Annotated in this window: 23 protein-coding genes; 3 read left to right on the top strand and 20 right to left on the bottom strand. The window is 31.8% G+C overall.

Annotated elements, in window-relative coordinates:
- Positions 1-143 precede the first annotated feature (143 nt).
- Positions 144-437: a hypothetical protein gene (locus tag FOF46_RS10790; protein ID WP_143916467.1), complete on the top strand. Its 294-nt coding sequence runs from the start codon at positions 144-146 to the stop codon at positions 435-437.
- A gap of 44 nt (positions 438-481) precedes the next feature.
- On the opposite strand, the gene FOF46_RS10785 is transcribed toward FOF46_RS10790, so the two are convergent.
- The 18 genes from FOF46_RS10785 to FOF46_RS10700 all read right to left on the bottom strand — a co-directional run bounded on the left by FOF46_RS10785 (position 482) and on the right by FOF46_RS10700 (position 14272).
- A complete protein-coding gene (locus FOF46_RS10785; protein ID WP_109434763.1) occupies positions 482-901 on the bottom strand; it encodes a DUF1801 domain-containing protein in 420 nt (139 codons plus the stop codon).
- 93 nt (positions 902-994) lie between these two features.
- Positions 995-2131, bottom strand: coding sequence for a sterol desaturase family protein (locus tag FOF46_RS10780; protein WP_109434764.1), 1137 nt, complete (start codon positions 2129-2131; stop codon positions 995-997).
- A 162-nt stretch (positions 2132-2293) separates the two neighbouring features.
- Positions 2294-2923, bottom strand: a complete 630-nt coding sequence (locus tag FOF46_RS10775; RefSeq protein ID WP_143916466.1) for a LysE family translocator — start codon at positions 2921-2923, stop codon at positions 2294-2296.
- 146 nt (positions 2924-3069) lie between these two features.
- Positions 3070-3789: a class I SAM-dependent methyltransferase gene (locus FOF46_RS10770; protein ID WP_109434766.1), complete on the bottom strand. Its 720-nt coding sequence runs from the start codon at positions 3787-3789 to the stop codon at positions 3070-3072.
- Position 3790: 1 nt separating this feature from the next.
- Entirely contained in the window at positions 3791-4456 is a 666-nt protein-coding gene (locus FOF46_RS10765; protein ID WP_143916465.1) for a hypothetical protein, read from the bottom strand.
- 50 nt (positions 4457-4506) lie between these two features.
- The gene (locus tag FOF46_RS10760) at positions 4507-5073 is read right to left on the bottom strand and encodes a Crp/Fnr family transcriptional regulator (RefSeq protein ID WP_109434768.1); all 567 of its coding nucleotides are present in this window, start codon (positions 5071-5073) and stop codon (positions 4507-4509) included.
- Positions 5074-5132: 59 nt separating this feature from the next.
- A complete protein-coding gene (locus tag FOF46_RS10755; RefSeq protein WP_109434769.1) occupies positions 5133-5828 on the bottom strand; it encodes a M949_RS01915 family surface polysaccharide biosynthesis protein in 696 nt (231 codons plus the stop codon).
- 27 nt (positions 5829-5855) lie between these two features.
- A complete protein-coding gene (locus FOF46_RS10750) occupies positions 5856-6380 on the bottom strand; it encodes a hypothetical protein (RefSeq protein WP_143916464.1) in 525 nt (174 codons plus the stop codon).
- A gap of 92 nt (positions 6381-6472) precedes the next feature.
- Positions 6473-7162, bottom strand: coding sequence for an SGNH/GDSL hydrolase family protein (locus tag FOF46_RS10745; protein ID WP_143916463.1), 690 nt, complete (start codon positions 7160-7162; stop codon positions 6473-6475).
- Positions 7163-7172: 10 nt separating this feature from the next.
- Positions 7173-7610, bottom strand: coding sequence for a GNAT family N-acetyltransferase (locus tag FOF46_RS10740; RefSeq protein WP_143916462.1), 438 nt, complete (start codon positions 7608-7610; stop codon positions 7173-7175).
- Positions 7611-7660: 50 nt separating this feature from the next.
- Positions 7661-8206 carry an NADPH-dependent FMN reductase gene (locus FOF46_RS10735; RefSeq protein WP_109434772.1) on the bottom strand — a complete coding sequence of 182 codons (546 nt, stop codon included), beginning with the start codon at positions 8204-8206 and terminating at the stop codon, positions 7661-7663.
- Positions 8207-8243: 37 nt separating this feature from the next.
- Positions 8244-8693, bottom strand: a complete 450-nt coding sequence (locus FOF46_RS10730; RefSeq protein ID WP_143916461.1) for a GNAT family N-acetyltransferase — start codon at positions 8691-8693, stop codon at positions 8244-8246.
- Between the two features lie 30 nt (positions 8694-8723).
- On the bottom strand, positions 8724-9260 hold the full coding sequence (locus FOF46_RS10725) for a GNAT family N-acetyltransferase (protein ID WP_143916460.1): 537 nt from the start codon (positions 9258-9260) through the stop codon (positions 8724-8726).
- 78 nt (positions 9261-9338) lie between these two features.
- On the bottom strand, positions 9339-9626 hold the full coding sequence (locus FOF46_RS10720) for a UBP-type zinc finger domain-containing protein (RefSeq protein WP_109434775.1): 288 nt from the start codon (positions 9624-9626) through the stop codon (positions 9339-9341).
- Complete coding sequence (locus tag FOF46_RS10715) at positions 9623-11272, bottom strand: NAD(P)/FAD-dependent oxidoreductase (RefSeq protein WP_244299605.1); 1650 nt, start codon at positions 11270-11272, stop codon at positions 9623-9625. Before FOF46_RS10715 ends, FOF46_RS10720 begins: the two co-directional genes overlap by 4 nt.
- A 31-nt stretch (positions 11273-11303) precedes the next feature.
- On the bottom strand, positions 11304-12140 hold the full coding sequence (locus FOF46_RS10710) for an aldo/keto reductase (RefSeq protein ID WP_109434777.1): 837 nt from the start codon (positions 12138-12140) through the stop codon (positions 11304-11306).
- A 10-nt stretch (positions 12141-12150) separates the two neighbouring features.
- The gene (locus FOF46_RS10705; RefSeq protein ID WP_143916458.1) at positions 12151-13539 is read right to left on the bottom strand and encodes an ATP-binding protein; all 1389 of its coding nucleotides are present in this window, start codon (positions 13537-13539) and stop codon (positions 12151-12153) included.
- Positions 13540-13612: 73 nt separating this feature from the next.
- Entirely contained in the window at positions 13613-14272 is a 660-nt protein-coding gene (locus FOF46_RS10700) for a flavin reductase family protein (RefSeq protein ID WP_143916457.1), read from the bottom strand.
- Positions 14273-14325: 53 nt separating this feature from the next.
- Between FOF46_RS10700 and FOF46_RS10695 the strand changes: the two genes are divergently transcribed.
- Both FOF46_RS10695 and FOF46_RS10690 read left to right on the top strand, forming a co-directional pair.
- Positions 14326-15126: a class I SAM-dependent methyltransferase gene (locus FOF46_RS10695; protein WP_143916456.1), complete on the top strand. Its 801-nt coding sequence runs from the start codon at positions 14326-14328 to the stop codon at positions 15124-15126.
- Between the two features lie 208 nt (positions 15127-15334).
- Positions 15335-16699, top strand: a complete 1365-nt coding sequence (locus FOF46_RS10690; RefSeq protein ID WP_143916455.1) for an FAD-dependent oxidoreductase — start codon at positions 15335-15337, stop codon at positions 16697-16699.
- A gap of 99 nt (positions 16700-16798) precedes the next feature.
- On the opposite strand, the gene FOF46_RS10685 is transcribed toward FOF46_RS10690, so the two are convergent.
- On the bottom strand, positions 16799-16990 hold the full coding sequence (locus tag FOF46_RS10685; protein WP_109434782.1) for a hypothetical protein: 192 nt from the start codon (positions 16988-16990) through the stop codon (positions 16799-16801).
- A gap of 294 nt (positions 16991-17284) precedes the next feature.
- Positions 17285-18649: an aldehyde dehydrogenase gene (locus tag FOF46_RS10680; protein ID WP_143916454.1), complete on the bottom strand. Its 1365-nt coding sequence runs from the start codon at positions 18647-18649 to the stop codon at positions 17285-17287.
- Positions 18650-18657 lie beyond the last annotated feature (8 nt).

Genomic DNA, 18657 nt, shown 5'->3' with positions numbered 1-18657 from the left:
TACAAGTTATTTAATACACACACTTTTGGGGGTGGGTCAATTTAAACAAGAATAGGTGGGTCAGTTTAAATAGGATTTACTGGGTCAATATAATAGGAATAGGTGGGTCAGTTTGGCAAGAATTTCCAGCTGGTATTGCAGAAATGGATGTCGGTATTTTTTCAATTTGGGGGTTATGGGATACGCTCTTGACTGCCGTTTTGGTATTTACATTTTGGCTTTATACACAAACATTTGAGAATACTTTAAAATCTGTTTTGATTGCCGGTACCATAGTATGGTTGGCTGTGTTTGTGATTTTTTGGGTTGCAACTGCAAATATGGGTTTATCTGATTGGAATATTCTGCTAATTACTCTTCCCTTAAGCTGGTTAGAAATGATCGTTGGTGCCTGGATTGCTTTCAGGTTATATGCTACAGGTCGCTGGGTGAATTAGTTTGTGTATGTTGTGGGTAGCTTTTAGAAAGAAATGACTCATTATTATGCGCCCAATAGCGGGAGATGTTTTATTTTATGATATGTCAATGCCATTGCAATACACTGCTTTAATTCTTGCTCTGGTATTGTGTGTTTTAGTTTAAACACAATAGCTCTGTTGTTTTCAAATTCAAAAACACCTTTATAAATTGTTTTGAAAGTGGGAACTAGTTTTGAAGTGCATTTAAAATATATGGCATATTGTTCGGGGTTTTTAGATTTCCAATCTATTCTTACAGTGCTTCCATGTTTAGTAAGATAACTGGGTTCACCCCATTTAAGAGTTTCTTCAAGTGTATTAAGTCCTTCAATATTGGATGCTGTCTTTAAAATCAATTCTCTTAGATAAAGTAATTGTTGTTGTACAGATGTAGGGTAATTATTAAAAACGTCATTGACCTTAGGGTTGCTGATTAGTTCCATTGGGCTTTACTTATAATGATATATACCAATTTATATGTGAAAATATCGTTCTTAATTCTTGATTTTAAATCACAAATAAATTTTCATTTTATTCTAACGTTCACTAGGGTTATCCAAATTGTTATCATTAGCGGGGTTTTTATAAAAAGGAAAAATAAATTGTTTTATAAATCCTTTAGGAAATTGAACATCACCCAATCCAGTACCTTCTGGCCATTCTTTTCCCATAGGATAATACGTTCCAAAAATCATATCAATGAAGGGGAAATGAATAGCAAAATTTTTATCATAAGCTTTTGGATCATCAGAATGATGCCAATGATGATATTGTGGAGTTACAAAAACATAACGTAAAAACCCAAAATTAATCCTTGTATTCGAATGGGCTAAAACGGCTTGAATTGCTGCTATTACAATATATGTTGTAAAAACAGAAGAACTAAATCCACAAATGTAAAGAGGTATAAATGTAACGGCTCTTACAGCAATAAGATCAACAAAGTGAGTTCGAGAGCCTGCTAACCAATCAATATCTTTAGTTGAATGATGTACAGCATGAAATCTCCATAAAAATGGAATTTTGTGAAAGAAATAATGACCAGACCATTGAAAAAGATCTGATACAAAAAGGGCCAATAATAATTGTGGTAAAAACCAAATACTCTGTACCCATTCATGAATACCAGATAGACCTAATCCAGAAAAGGCAACAACAGCAGGTAATTGTACTAAAACACCTGTGACTTGAATCAGTAGATGGCCAATTACAAAATATACAAGATCAGTTCTCCATTCGGGATGAAACTTTGTCTGCTCTAACCTCTTAGGTAAAAATAATTCAATAGGAATGAAAATAACGGCAGAAAGAAGGATATCCAGTAATAACCAATCTAGACCTATTGTAAATGATTTTGATTCTATTTCTTTAATTTCAGGAAGTCCCGATGCTAAAAAAATGGCAATGGCTAAAATAATGATGGCAAGAAAACCTAGTTTGGTTTTTTTACTCAATAAAAAACTAGTTAGACTGAATAAAAATGAAAGTACAAGTACACTTAAAAATACCCATTTAATAAAATTTGGGGTATATAATTCTCTAAATTCACTGGTGGTAAGATACTCGGGAAAATAAGCGCAAATTGTTGCTCCCAGACAAATGATTGCCAAAAAGATGGCTAGATAACCGCTTATTTTTCCTTCTCCAATTTTTAAACGTTTGTTTGTATTCATAAATAATTAAGTATAATAGTTTTATATGAAAAATATAAACCTTTCAGATTAGATAAATGTATTAAAAAAGAATGAGTTTTAATTGTCATGCTTCTTGTCGGTTATTTTTTAGTGCGCTAAGTGATGTGAATTTATTTTTCTTTCTTGATTAGAAGTTTCAAATTAAGTTTTTGTACGTTTTACCATAGACAATAGTAAACCACTACATATTAGTAGTGTTCCGATAATTTTATTCTGTAAATGAATTTTCTCTTGATCTTCGAGATATTTCTTCAATCTTGATGCAAATTTAACATAAACAAATAAGCAAATTCCATCAATGATCAAATACGTGATTCCAAGAATAATAACTTGAGGAGCAAATGCTAGGTTTTGGTCAATAAATAATGGAAAAAGAGCAGCAAAAAATACAATTGCTTTTGGATTTGAAGCAGACATAAAAAAACCTTCACTATATAGTTTTAAAAAGCTTTTATTTTGATTGTTTTTTTTAAACTCTCCATATTTGGGAGCAGATATGATTTTCATCACTCCCATATAGATTAAATACCCAACACCTACCCATTTTATAAGACTAAAAACTTCTCCTGAAGAAATTACTATGGATGCTAAACCTAAAGACGATAAGACTATTTGTATAGCATTTGCAGATAAATCACCCAATATAGTACCTGTTGTTTTTTGTGCTCCATGGCTCATACTATTTGCTGATGCCAAAAGAACACTTGGGCCTGGAGTCACTCCAATAATTAAGACCGTACCGATAAAAGAAATCCAAAGTGTTGTATTCATATTACTATGGCTTTTGTACAAAATATTTGTATGCTCTAAAATACAACAACTAATTTTATGTTCAATAGACAAAAAATGGTTGAGGTTATACACCCCAACCACTATCGTTTAAAAAATTATTACAATGTTTGTATACTATCTATTATTTATGTCTTCGGTTTTTTGATGGCCCTAATGCACATAAAAGCAGGGAATTCATTGAGCTCTTTATAATGTTTTGGATCGAGTTTTTCGAATTCTTTTAGAGGTTTAGGTTCAATTAACTTGTCAATATAAAAACCATTATTGGTTAACGGCATAATACATTCATGAAGAGATCGTCTATAACTATGAATTTCAATTGGGTTGCCAAAACCTGACCATGTGCATTGTACAGGTTCAATATCAAAATACCTTGTTGATTTAAAATAAATGTATTCAAAAAAAGGATGCTCAATAGAAATGACTAAGTGACCATTTGGTTTTAAAACTCTATAAAATTCTTGGATGGTTGTATTCCAATCTTCAATATAATGCATAGCTAATGCACATAACACAATATCAAAAGACTCGTCATTAAGTGTTTTAAGAGGTTTTGTTAGGTCATGCACAAAGAATGTTGCAGAATTATGGTTTCTTTCTTTGGCATATTTTATCATTTGAGGACTTATATCAAATCCAACTACATTGGCCTCTTTTGATATTAATATTTGAGCATATTTTCCTGGCCCGCAGGCAGCATCAAGAATTGATTTTCCTTTTACATCAGTAAGTAAACTAAGTGTATTTGGCCTGTCATAATATGCATTATGCGGTTTATGATCGATTAGAGCATTATAATTTTTAGCTAATTCTTCATAAGCTTGTTTGATTTTTTTCTTACTCATATTAGTGTTCTTTAGATAATGTTAATGATAGGCCAGATGACAGTATCCAACCTGCCAAACTAAAAACGAATACTCTGAAACCGATTAAACTCATAAAGACAAATCCTGTAATGGCTCCAATAATAGATAAAAATATTAGTAAAACACCAAAATAGCCAATCCACTTTGGAAACTTATGTGAACGAATAATTATCCATGAATAAAGCATTATTGCTAAACAGCACCCTACAATAAATATATAATCTAAAGGCTTGTTTATAGCAAAACTATATGCCATTATAGGTTTTAAAACAGAAGAATTCTGTGAGATTTTATCAGCATATTGACCAAGAAAATAGGGGAGAGTTAGTCCATTAACCAGAGCGGCAAACATCGCAGCAATAAGACCAAATACCATAATGATAAAGGCCAGTATTGATGTCCTCCACGGATTTAAAAGTTTATTTGTAAGACCATAAAACCCAAATAAAATAACAGGAAGACTGAGTATAGCTAATGAGTGAGTGATTGTTATTGAGTTTGAAATCGAAATAATTTTTTCTATACTACCTCCAGATGGATGTAATACCATCGTTATGATAATTAAAATAGAACCTGTGATAAGAGAGATTCCTGTGCTTTTGTAAAATTGATGTTTCATTGACTTGATATTTATTTTGAACGTCAAATATCAAATGTTTTTAAAGGAATAGCACTTGATCGAAATCAAGAAATGAATTATGGTTTTAAAAACCGTTTTCTAACTCTGCTTAATGTTTCAGGAGTAATTTTAAGGTAAGAAGCAATTAGTTTTTGTGGAAACCTTTGAATTAATTCTGGTTTGTTTTTTAGTATGTATTGATATTTCTCATCAGGGGTATAATCATTGTCGAAAAGATCAACACGAGATGTAGCTTCTTCTAAAATCTTACCCATCTGAAGAAATGATTGTGATTTTGCAATTAGTTTATGAATAGCATCAATAGAAATTTCATAAACAGAACTATTTTCAAAGGCTTGTATGAAAAATTGAGATGGTTTTCGAGATGTAAAGCTTTTGTGATTAATAACCCAATCATCCGCTACATTCAAATCAATTATATTTTTATCGAGATTAGCATCTATATTATATTGATAAAAACTTCCTGTGATGATAAAACAAAAGGATGAGCAAATATCTCCTTTTTTTAATAATATTTCATCTTTTTTTAAAGTTCGAAATTGAAGTTCTTCTTTAAGAAGTGCTACTTCTTTTTCAGAATATGTTCCTGTATTATTAAGAAACTTTAAAAGTGAATTATTCATTTCGGTATGTGGTTTATCTTTAAAAGTTTCAATACATATTTTGAGGTCAAAATATAATACTAATTTTCATCAAACCATAGTTCTTTATTTTTCATAGCGGTTTCCCATCCATAAGGAAAAATACCATGATTATTTTTTGTAATGAGCTCCATGATGTTTGTTGCTCTATTTTGAATTGGAATAGGTAAGGCATAAAATTCTTTATCTACCTGAGTATTGCGCTCATCGTCATGTACTCCATTTTTATGTCGGATTGCTCTTTTCTTACCTTTATAAAAAATAAGTATTTTAATTCTTCCGTCGTCATACTCATTCATTGCAAGTGTTCCATAAGTAAGAATCGGATCTACTAATCCATCTCCATCATAATCTTTTATTTCAAAATATTTTGTCCAAAAAGAGATATAATATTCTTCAGAATAGTTGTCTTCGAGGAAAAAATCTCGTATCATCCATTGTTGGGTGTAATTTCCATTTTCAACTTTAAAATTGAAAGCTTTAATGGCATCAAAGTATTTTTTTTTACCTTCAATTTTGTATTCTTTTTCAGTCATTACAATCATATAAATCCCAGACTTGTCCTGATACTCGTATACACGAAAAATACCATAATCGATATTTAATTTATCTTTTAAGGTATTTGTGAAAATTGAATCGACCTCATTTTTTGATAGTTGTTTGCTTGTAATTTCAAAGGTTTGTCCAAAACAAAAAACACTAGTTGTTATACATATTATGATTAGAATACTTTTCATTTCTTATTGTCTTGTTCTTGCAAAAAATTAATTCTTTATTGTATGTAAAAGACTTAGAATATTTTCCTTTTTATCGATACTATCATAGGCTCCTTGTACAACGTATTCAAAAACTTTATCTTCTTCCTGATAGGTTATATAAATAATAGCTTGATTTACAGTAGTGATATCCATTTCTTTTTCATAATGATAGGTATATATCGATTTCCTCATTTTTCTTAAATGATACATTTTATGCCTTCTAAGATGAGTGCGAAAATTCGCTCTACGAACACTTATATCTTGTCCTATATTAATTTGATTAGCTTCATTACCTTTATATAAAATCTCTTCTACTTTATAATGATGTATGGGATGTATAAAATTGGGTCCGGACATTAATCCTTTTTTAACTTTTTCTTCTTGTTGTACAGAGAATGGATTGTTCTTTTTTACTTTAACTACAATGGTGGATGGACGTTGTAGAATATCATGTAATGATACAGATACTCTTCTATCTCTGGACATAGGTAGACATAATATTAGAGTGAATACTAATGATATAAGTTTCATATAATGAATTTATTACATATAAATAGTCAAATATACTTCTTGAATATGAGGTATGTTATACTGTTTTCAGTGAAAAGGAAGTATCTATAATTTTATTGATTGACTAATTTGATCATCAAATGGAAAGATTTTTTATCCTTTACCCACTTTTTATACTTTTTAAATTGTAGTTTGCTAAGGTTTTTGTCTGGATAAAGCCCATGAAAAATAGTTAATGCGGCCAAAAAACTACCAGCTGTTGAAGGATGAAAATTATCATAGTCGTATAGATTTTGGAAATTGTTATGTTTCTCATACTCCTTCCAGAGCACTCCAACTGGAAATAGGAGGGATTGATTAACTTTTGCAGCCTCTTTATGATTAGCGATTACTCCATCAAATGTGTAATAGTGCTGTTTGGAGGGCCAGACCATAAAAAAGCCAAATTTTGTATTTTTTTCTTGACAGACAGATTTGATTTTTGCTCCGTAGGTCAATAACATTTTCTTTCCAAGAGGTTGAGAAGAAGGACCTTGTTGTGCAATGACATAATCAAAAGATTTTTTGCTCATTATTTTTTGAAAAGTACCATCGATCCAATGGTCTTCTAAAGCATAATTGGGAAAACATAATGTCGTACTTTTTATCGATTCGTCGCAGTTTTTTGCCATATATTCTAAGATCTTAGGGAGATTATTAGAATATGTAAGGCTGTTACCCAAAAACAATATTTTTTTAGTTTCGGTTTGTGAATTAATTGAAAGTGCCCATAAAAGAGTAAAAATGATGTGTAACGGTCTCATACTTTTAATGCTATAGCTCTCGTTCCATCAAATATAAATCTAACCCTTTTCCCCAGTAATCATTTTCGATTTGAATAAGTCTGTAATCAAACTTTTCAAAGAATCGATAGGCCAATTGAGAAGTGGTTACTACGAGTTTTTTTAGTGTAGAATCAGATTTCAATTGAGTTATTGCATATTCTACCGCTTTTCTTCCTAATCCTAGTCCAGAATAATCAGGATGAAAAAATATCCATGTAACTCGTCCAGAATGGTCACTTTCTTTTATGTAATACCCAACTCCTCCGACAATCTTATTTTTATATTCTATGGTTAGATAAGTATGTCCATATTGATGTAGGTATTTTTTAAAATCATCTACTTCTTTTGGATCAAAATATTGAGGTGTATTAAGCTTAAAAATCGATATTAATTCTTCGTTGTCTGATAGGGTATATGGGCGTATCATGTTATGCTTTTTAAAGAATGATTAACAAGAATATTCTGATTGGTATTAAGTTAAGAATTTGTGTTTCCTATTAACTCATGAAATGAAATTACAAAATTTTCTATTTCGATTTTTGTTTTTTCATCCAAAATGTTCCCTTTCTGATCTATTTTGCCTTTAATTCCTTGTATTAATAAAGTGGTGTCGTCAATAAAAATAGCTTCAATACTCTCCATTATTAATTTAAGCTCTTCGTGACCTTTTAATCCACTGGCAGAAGCAGTAATAAGTCCAACAGGTTTGTTAGAGAAAGCGGTTGTGGAGATACACCATTCAATGGCATTTTTTAAACGACTTGGAATGCTAAAAACATATTCTGGAGTACAGATTAAAATTCCGTGAGCATTGGATATAACATTTCTAAATTGGGTTATACGTTCTGGCGTATTATGATCTGTCAGTTCTGTTTTAAAATGTGGTAATTTTGTTAGATCATTAAAAAAGATAAAGTTAAACTCATTTTTCATTAATTCTGCAACGTGCTTAATCAACTTTAAATTGGAAGAGTTATCACTTGCACTGCCATTAATTGCAACGATGTTTTTCCTTTTTGACATTTTTTATCTTTTTTATTAATGAACGGATTACTGATTTTTACTTTATTGTGTCTAATTGCATATATAATATTGGATATGGTTTACCTGAAGCATCCAGTGCAGATCGGTCAAAGATTTTAAACCCATGATGTTCATAAAATTTGAGAGCTTGTTGATTGTCTTCGTTTACATCTACCTTGGTTACATTTAATTTCTTGATAGCATATTGCAATAAAGTTTTTCCTACTCCTTTTCCTATGAAGTTAGGATGTATAAACAACATTTCGAGATTTTGTTCAGCAACACCCAGAAATCCGATTATTTTCATGTCGTTATTCCTAACACATTTTAGAATCACAGCTTTGAGATATTCATTTAAGATCAATGGTTTAAAATATAATATATTTTCTTCTTTTAAAAAATGATGTGTAGCTCTTACCGAAGCTTCCCAAATATCAACAAGCTCTTTATATTCTGATTCTTCTACGTTGTAGATTTTATATCCCATTTTGATTGCTGTATTGTTTTTATAATTGATTTAGCTCATATTGTATTTTTTCACAGCATTTTCATTTAGAATAAAGTATCGATGTTCATCCCAGATTTGATTATTCTTAAATACTGCTTTTTGGAATATAGCTTCTTTTTTGTAACCATTTTTCTCAAGTACATGCATTGAAGCTGTATTATATTCAAAAATCCCAGCATAAATTCTAATTAAATTTAATTTTTTGAATCCGTAATGAGTTATTAGGGCTACCGCTTTAGTTGCAATTCCCTTACCCCAGTATGGCTCTCCTATCCAATATCCAATTTCTGCAGATCGTTTATAAATATCATCCTGAACAATAAGACTAATAACACCACAGAGTTCGTCATTAAATACAATGGCTAAAGCTTGCCTTGGAAGCTTTTCTTTTGTGCCTAATATAAATGTTTCTGCATCATCTTGATCATAGGGATAAGGGATGTAATCTCTTACATTATCCCATATTTTTTTATTATTGATAAGCTTTGCTACTTTTGGTTTATCTGATACTATAAGTTCTCTTAATCTAACGTTATTATCTTCCAAATTTGATTTAATTCTTTTGCGGTCAGTTGATACTTGTTCTTTTAATACCTAATAGTAATTTAAAGACTATAGGTTCTCCTATTCATACTCCAAAAATGATTTATGCTCATAGCACCAGGCCCATTTTTCTTTTGGTTCTGCTGAGATGATAACAGAATGATTTTTATATGTCTGGTAGTGATGACTTGCGTGTTTATTTGGGGAGGAATCACAACAAAGAGTTACTCCACATTCTTGACAAGTTCTTAGATGTACCCAATTATCTCCTGTCTTGATGCATTCTACACATTGATAACGATCATCTTTTTTGATGTTAGCTGTATTAAAATCCTCTAGATGCTCACATATTTTGGTTCGTAGTTTCATATCTCTGCTAAGTATTCATGTACAAATTTAATAGCCATTGCGCCTTCTCCAACAGCAGAAGCGACTCTATTCATAGCTCCTGCACGTACATCTCCTGATGCAAATATGCCTGGGCTACATGTTTCTAATAAAAAGGGTTCTCTGTTCTTTTTCCAGATTTGTTTAAAGTTGTTATATCGAGTAAGATCTCTACCGGTTTCAATAAACCCTCTTTCATTTTTGATAATATCTAATGCTAACCAATCTGTATAAGGTCTAGCTCCAATAAAAATAAATAAAGCATCAGCTTTTGCCTTTTTTGTTTCAGAAGTTGCACTGTTTGAAAGCTCTAACTCTGTTAGTCTTCCATCTGTTCCTGTAGCTTCTGTAATATTAGTATGACCTAATAATGTGATATTATCAATGGCATCAATTTGGTCGATAAGATAGCTAGACATACTACTTGTTAAATCTTTTTTACGGACAGCTATGTATACATTCTTTGCAAACTTAGAAAGATATACCGCCGATTGCCCTGCAGAATTTCCTCCGCCTACTATAAAAACTTCTTTATTGTTACAGGCCTGGGCCTCGGTCATTGATGAGCCATAATAGATTCCTGCTCCGGTATATTCATCAATACCTTTTGCTTCCAGTTTTCTATAATTTACTCCAGTTGTAATTACTACACTTTTGGTACTAATACATTGTCCATTACCCAATGTTATGTTTTTATATCCATCTTTTTCTGAAATAGAAGTTACTTCCTGCGGAGATAAGAATTCTATACCAAATCGTTTAGCCTGTGTAATGGCTCGATGTGTAAGTTCCTGTCCACTTAATCCATTGGGAAATCCAAGATAGTTTTCTATTCTAGAACTGGTACCAGCCTGTCCACCTGGTGCGTGTTTTTCAATTAATAATGTTTTTAGTCCTTCTGAGCCACCATATACAGCTGCGGCTAAGCCAGATGGTCCTGCTCCAATAATAACCACATCATAAAGCGTATCTTTTGGGTGTGCATTAAGCCCAAGAGCGGTTGCAAGTTCTACAATATTGGGGTTTTTATAACACTCTCCATCAGCTAATGAAACAACAGGCAAATCTGAAGTTGTGAGCTTATGAAGCTCTATAATTTCTTTGGCTTTATCACTGGTTTCTACATCTAACCACTGAAAAGGAAATAAGTTAGCAGATAAGAAATCTTTAATATCATGAGATTTTGGAGAAAACTGATATCCTAAAACTTTAATTCCTTCAAATTCTGGTTGAAAATCTAATTGCCAAACATCTAATAAATCATTAAGTGTTGGATATAGTTTTTCTTCGGGAGGATTCCAGGGTTTTGTTAGGTAATAGTCTAACTGCACATCATTTATAGCTTTGATTGCAGCATCGGTATCAGAATATGCTGTAAGTAATACTTTTTTTGCGCTAGGATAAAATTTCTTGGCTTTAGTCAAAAATTCCACGCCTAACATTTCGGGCATCCTTTGATCAACTAAAAATAATGCTATAGTTTCATTTTTCTTTTTCAGATCTTCTAATGCTTCTAAAGCATCATTTGCCGAATCTGTACTCATAATTCGATACGTCGCACGATACTCTGACTTAAGGTCCCTCGTAACCGCTCTTAATACTTGAGGATCATCATCTAGTGCAAATATGATTGGCTTTTTCAGATGCTTTTATACTTTTTTAGAAATTAAAATTATCAGGATCCGGCCCGGTTCTTTGGTTTTTGTCCAATGCATCGATAAAATTCATATCAGTATTTGATATTTCAAAATCAAAAAGAGCAGCATTAGAGATGATTCGTTTTTGCTTAACCGATTTAGGAATGGTAATCACTCCTTTTTGAAGGTTCCATCTTAAAACAATTTGAGCAACAGTTTTGTTATATTTTTTTGCCAAGTCATCTAATATAGATAATTCAAAAATTTTCCCTTGCATCATTGGAGACCATGCTTCGTATTGGATTTGAGTCTTCGTACAAAAATCAATTAAATCCTGTTGTATCAAGTGCGGATGAAATTCCATTTGATTTACCATAGGTACTATTTCAGTCTTCGATATAAGATCTTCTAAATGATGTTTCATAAAATTACTGACTCCAATAGCTCGTATTCGTTTTTCTTGATATAACTTTTCAAGAGCTTTCCAGGTTTCTACATATTTATCCTTGACAGGCCAGTGTATTAGATAAAGATCTAGGTAATCTAATTGTAATCTATCCAGGCTTTCTTCAAAAGCTTTTAGAGTAGTATCATACCCTTGATCTGCATTCCATACTTTACTAACGACAAAGATTTCTTCTCTGGGAACAGAAGAGCTTTGTATTGCTTTACCAACACCCTCTTCATTTTTATATATGCTTGCTGTGTCAATATGGCGATATCCCGTATCTAGGGCCCAATGAATAGCATCAATGACTTCGTTGTCATTATCCGCCAGATAAACACCTAATCCTAAATAAGGCATTTCTACACCGTTATGTAATGTAAAAGCCCCTTTTATGTCTGTGATTTTTTTCATCTATATATGATTATTGAATGGGTAAACATACGGTAAAAGTAGTGGTTCCTTGTTGCGAGCTTACTTTGATATCTCCATTATGTTGATTAATAATTCGTTGTACTACTTCTAAGCCCATTCCTGTGCCTTGTCCTATGCTTTTGGTAGTAAAAAAGGGATCAAAAATCTTACTAAGATGCTCCTCGGGAATTCCTTTACCATTATCTGTAATGTCTATTTTTATAAAACGATTGTCTTGATTTGTTTTAATATGCAAAGTACCAGAATGTTCCATAGCATCAATGGCATTGTCAATAAGGTTAGTCCAAACCTGATTGATATCACTTACAAATATCTTTGGATGCGGGAGATCTTTTTGAAAGTCTTTTTCTAATTGTATGTTTTTCTTTTTTAATTTATGATTTAACATGGTGAGCGTACTTTTTATACCAGTATGGATATTCGTTGCAATTTTCTCTGGAGCTTGATCCATATGGGTATAACTCTTAACGGACTGTACGAGATTAGAAATTCTGTCTGACGCTTCTTCTATTTCATCGACCATTTTTTCTGTGGTCAAAACATTCTCTATCCATTCTATTGCATTCGGAAAATTATGATCACCTGTGATTTGATGAATCTCTTTCATTGCCGGGATCTCCATACAAAAATCCAGCAGAGTTTCAGTTAATTCGAACGCATTTTCTACACCATGATCTTCCAACCATTCTTCTAATTGATCTTCTTTTTCATTACGCTCTATTAGTTTCATGTTGTTCTCAGGGCGATTACTAATTTTGTTAAAAAGTATCGTATTTAAGGCATCTACTTCTTTTTCTGAAATTTTAATTGAAGTAATCCTTTTAAATTTTTCTGGAACATGACTTAAATGCTTTTTTAGTTCTTTGGCACTTCGTAACATGGCAGAAGCAGGATTATTAAGTTCATGAGCTAACCCGGCAGAAAGTTTACCTAATGCCATCATTTTTTCTGATTGAACATTGTTTTTGGTGAATTCTCGCACTCGAGAGGTCATATTATGAACCAAGCTTTCTGTAAGTTCATAATGATCAGAAATCATTTCTTTAAAGAATGATTTTTTAAGAACGAGTATTTCAGTTTCTTCAATAGCCTCTCCATATCCCAAAGCAGAACTAGCTCTTGAAAAAGGAAGTAGCCCACCAATACCATGTTCTTCAATAAACCCTACAAATTTATAATTACCATTTTGTTCGATTTTGATTTCCACTTTTCCTTTTAGCATAATTAAAAGCGTATCAATAGGGTCTCCTTTCTTAAAAACATATTCACCTGCTTTAAAGATTTCGGTTTGAGATTTATCGATCAGCCATTGTAATTGTTTATGGGGAACATGTATAAAATCCGGAATTTGTTGAAGATGCTTTGTGGTGAATTTCATTTTCTAAAATTAATCAATAAAAAAACCCTTTGCAATACTTGTCAAAGGGTTAATTCTTAAGGTTTTTATAAAATTAAGAATCTTTATTTTTAGGTTCAATATGTAGCGATTTTGTTTCTTGATCTGGTTTGGCATATTGAAAACGTTCTAATAGCTTTGGTAAAGCATATCCATCTAGTCCAATGCAAGATACGGTTTTAGCTTTATCTAATTGAACCCATCCATCAGGATGTATGATATCTTCATTAAGATAAATATGCTCAATAGCACCTATGATTAGAATAGTATCATTTTCTTTTATGAAATATTCATTAACATACTTACATCCTAGTTGTATAGGGCTGCCTTTTACATAAGGAGCATAAAAATTGTCAAGATATACAGGGTCAAGGTTTGTTTTGTCAAATTCAGAAATACTTTCGTCATATTTGGCAGAAGTATGGTGCGCATCAGCAATGATATCCTGTTGCACTTGATTCACTGTAAAAAAACCACTTTCTTTTAAGTTTCTATATGTGTTTCTAGGAACAGTTGTTGGCCTAAGTATAAAACCTAACATTGGAGGATTACTTCCGATATGCACAATAGAATTAAAAATTGCCACATTCGTGATTTGGTTTTTGCCTTTGGTAGCAATTAAATTGCATGATTTATAACCTGTACAACTATTTATAAGGTTAGCTCTATGCCGAGAAGGCATTTCTGTAAGATTTTGTAATGTATAGTGATTCATTATATTTATAAAGAAATAAAATTACCATTCAAATCTAATTAAACTCATAAGTAATGTCTAAAGAATTCGATGAATATTTTGAAACCAATAAACAGACATGGAATGAAAAAGTGGCTGTTCATGCTGCAAGTGATTTTTATAATATCGAGGATTTCAAAAATGGAAAAACTTCATTACAATATTATGAAATAGAAGCATTAGGAGATGTGTCGGGAAAATCTTTATTACATCTTCAATGTCATTTTGGTCAAGATACCCTTAGTTGGAGTAGGATGGGGGCAAAATGTACTGGTATTGATTTATCCGAAAAAGGAATAGAATTGGCAAAGAACTTAAATTCTGAGTTAAATCTTAATGCAGAATTTGTGAGTTGTAACGTACTGGATACTTCTTTATATATTAAGGATAAATTTGACATTGTTTTTACAAGTTATGGTGTTATAGGTTGGTTGCCGGATTTGAAACCCTGGGGTAAAATGATTGCCGAACGTCTAAAACCTGGAGGAACTTTTTATATGGTAGAATTTCACCCTATTGTATGGATTTTTGATTACTTAGAGGAAAAACCTGTTATGAAATATGGTTATCATCAAAAAGAGGTTATTTATGAAGAATATCAAGGCACTTATGCGGATGAGAATTCTAAAATGGTTAGTAAAGAATTTGGGTGGAATCATGGATTGGGAGAGGTAATCTCTTCTCTTTCTGAAGCAGGATTGACTATCCAATCCTTAAATGAGCATGATGGATCACCTTATGAAATATTCCCTGGTTTGGTTAAAAATGAAAAGGGAATGTATGTAACAAAAGATAAATTATATCCTTTGATTTTTGAAATTAAGGCAACGTTGTAAATTTTGATGGCAAGAACAGTAGGGTATCTGGTAACTTATACCTTATGATCATGTCCTTAATTCACTAATAATCGTTACATTTACCGAAGGTTTTGATGCTTGCATATACTTTTATAAAAGTAAAGTAGACCCTGTTGGATGCATTAAAACTCGAATCTTCTTCAGGATTGTATGTACTATTCCAACGGTTGTTAATAGCAATTAATGTATGCAAACAAAAAATATTGCAATAGTAGGGAGTGGACTTGTAGGTTCATTACTCGCTATATACTTAAGAAAACGCAAGTATGAAGTTACAGTTTTTGATAGAAGACCTGATATAAGAACTATAGAGTTTAGTGGTCGTTCTATTAATTTGGCTATGTCAGTACGAGGATGGAAAACTTTGGATAAAATTGGAATTGGCGATACTGTAAGAGAATTATCTATACCAATGCATAAACGTACAATGCATTTAACAGGGGAGCCAATTTATCATCAACATTATGGTAATGATGGAGAAGCTATCTATTCTATTCCACGAGGAATTTTAAATAGAAAAATGATTACCCTTGCCGAAGATGCTGGGGTGGTTTTTAAGTTTAACGAGAAAGTCTGGGATATAAATTTACCCGAAGCAAAGATTTATACTGGAGAAACAGAAAAAAGTGAATGGAAAGAATATCAATATGATATTGTTTTTGGTTGCGATGGTGCTTTTTCCAGGGTTAGACATAAGATGCAACGAAGAAGTAGATTTAATTATTCTCAAAAATTTCTGGATACAGGATATAAAGAACTTGGTATTCCCGCATATTTAGATGGAACCCATAGACTAGATAAAAATTCACTTCATATATGGCCACGAGGTAAATTTATGCTCATCGCTTTACCAAATTTGGATGGTAGTTTTACATGTACTTTATTTATGCCACATGAAGGAGAAGACTCTTTCGAAATGTTAACCAATGATAATGAAGTTAAGAAATTTTGGGAAATTAATTTTCCCGATACTCTTGATTTGATGCCTGGATTATTAGAAGATTTTAGAAATAATCCAACTAGTGCCTTAGTAACTACAAAATGTTATCCTTGGTCATATTGGGATAAAGTCGCTTTGGTAGGAGATTCGGCTCATGCAATTGTTCCTTTTTATGGACAAGGAATGAATGCTGGTTTTGAGGATATTTCTGTCTTAGATGATATTATAGAAGAATTGGGAGATGACAATTGGCAAGATATTTTTGAAACCTATCAAGAATCCCGAAAGTCTAATGCCGATGCTATTGCAGAGCTGTCATATCGCAATTTTATAGAAATGAGTAGTAAAACGGCAGATCCGGATTTTCTTCTACGAAAGAAAATTGAGAAGCGGTTTTCTCAAAAATATCCAGAAAAATGGTTGCCACTTTACTCCAGAGTCACATTTAGTCATAGACCATATGAAGAAGCTCTTAATATTGGAGATCAGCAGGCAGAAATTATGAGTAAAGTCATGCAGATGAATAATATCGAAACTATTTGGGATACAGAAGAGGTAGAACAATATATATTAAATCTCTTAGAAGTTAAAGACTTCAAATTACAGAGTTGAAAGTAAAGTAATAAAAAAGGAGTCATAATTTCATAAAACTATGACTCTTTTTTTATTTCAGATCAGAGATGCTATATAATTCCTCAGAAACGTATGGATCTAAGCATAACACCCTGCATTAGCAAGACATGGAATAAAACAATCAAAAAACTCTGGCCTCGATGGAGAGGCACATGATTGTCTACAAGCATCTCTAACTTCAAAACAATTTGTTCCTCCAATAATACTAGTGGTCTCCTTACGTTCTAATCGGCGATAATTAGATTGCTTTAATTGCTCAAATTTTTTCATGGTTTTAAGTTTTAAAAGTGGATATTCAATATTATATTTCTATATTTTTTTTAGATAAATCTTAAGAAAAATAGGTTAGAATTGAATGATATACAGAATGATAAAAGAACAAAGTGAATTTTCAGTATAAGATTGTTAAAATAAAAATTAAAAATACAGAATTGTGTATTCTAATATACAATATTTTGGACCTCTATTCTTTATTTGTTTTTAAGAAATTCTATGTTTAACAAAAGTTTAAAAGCTTGATTTTAATTTTGTTAAATAATTGTGAGTCGTTTTATTGACGTTGTATTATCCAATAATTCGTTTTAACCATTTAAGTTTTTTGTCACTATATGGAGAATATTTTAAATTGAGTTCTATCCAAAATGGTTTTTGCAGAATACTTTTGTAATGAGAGAATGTTTCGAATCCATATTTTCCATGATAATTTCCAATTCCACTATCACCAACTCCTCCAAAAGGAAGTGACTGCTCTGTAAAATGCATTACGGCATCATTTACTGCTCCTCCTCCAAAAGAAATTTCATTTAGGATTTTATTTTTTATGGTCTTATTTTTGGTGAATACATAACAAGAAAGAGGCTTGGATAATGTTTTTACCTTTTCGATTGCTTCTTCTATGGTTTTGAAAGATAGTATAGGAAGAATAGGTCCAAAAATTTCATCTTTCATTATTTTATCAGAGAATTCTACGTTTTTCATAATTGTAGGCGATATAACACGTTCTTCTACGTTACATTCTCCACCAACATATATTTTTTCTTTATCTATTAAATCTTTAAGTCGATCAAAATTTTTGACATTAATGATTTGAGTATAGTTATGGTGATCAACATGATAAGCTGCTTTTTCGATCTCCGCTTTCATTGCGGTTAATAAGGAGTCATGAATACTAGAATCAACAAGAACATAATCTGGAGCGATACAGGTTTGCCCAGCGTTTAAATATTTGGCCCAAACCAAACGTTTTGCAGTCATATTAATATTTACATCTTTGGTAATAATAGCTGGACTTTTTCCTCCCAATTCTAAAGTTACAGGAGTAAGATGTTTTGCAGCTGCTTGATACACAATTTTTCCTACAGGTAAACTTCCGGTAAAGAATATTTTGTCGAATCTAATTTGTAATAATTCGGTTGTTTGTTGCACTCCGCCTTCTATTACTTTAAAAAAAGAAGGATCAAAATTCTGATTAATAAGTTGAGCCATTGCAGCCGCAGTATTGGACGGAAGTTCACTAGGTTTAAGAATAACAGTACAACCGGCAGCAATTGCTGCTATGGCAGGACAGAGAGACAATTGATATGGGTAATTCCATGCTCCAATGACTAGTACAGTACCATATGGTTCTGGTACGATATAACTTTTTCCAGGAAGATTAGTTAATCCTGTAGAAGCTTTCTTTTTTTTTGCCCATTTCCTAACGTTTACTAAAGCAAGATCAATTTCATGGTAAATTATAGATAGCTCAGTCACATAAGTTTCAAATTTGGATTTTTTGAAATCTTTGTAAATAGATGAATAAAGCAATGCTTCATTTTTCTTTAAAACATTTTTTAATCGTTTTAATTCATTGATTCTAAATTGAATATCTTTCGTAGTATTCGTATCAAAAAAACGATGCTGCTCATCTATAATCGGCTGAAAATTCATAACTATAA

It is taken from the genome of Aquimarina algiphila (assembly GCF_007489275.1).
Classification (GTDB): Bacteria; Bacteroidota; Bacteroidia; order Flavobacteriales; family Flavobacteriaceae; genus Aquimarina; species Aquimarina algiphila.
This window is presented reverse-complemented; position numbering and strand designations above follow the sequence as displayed.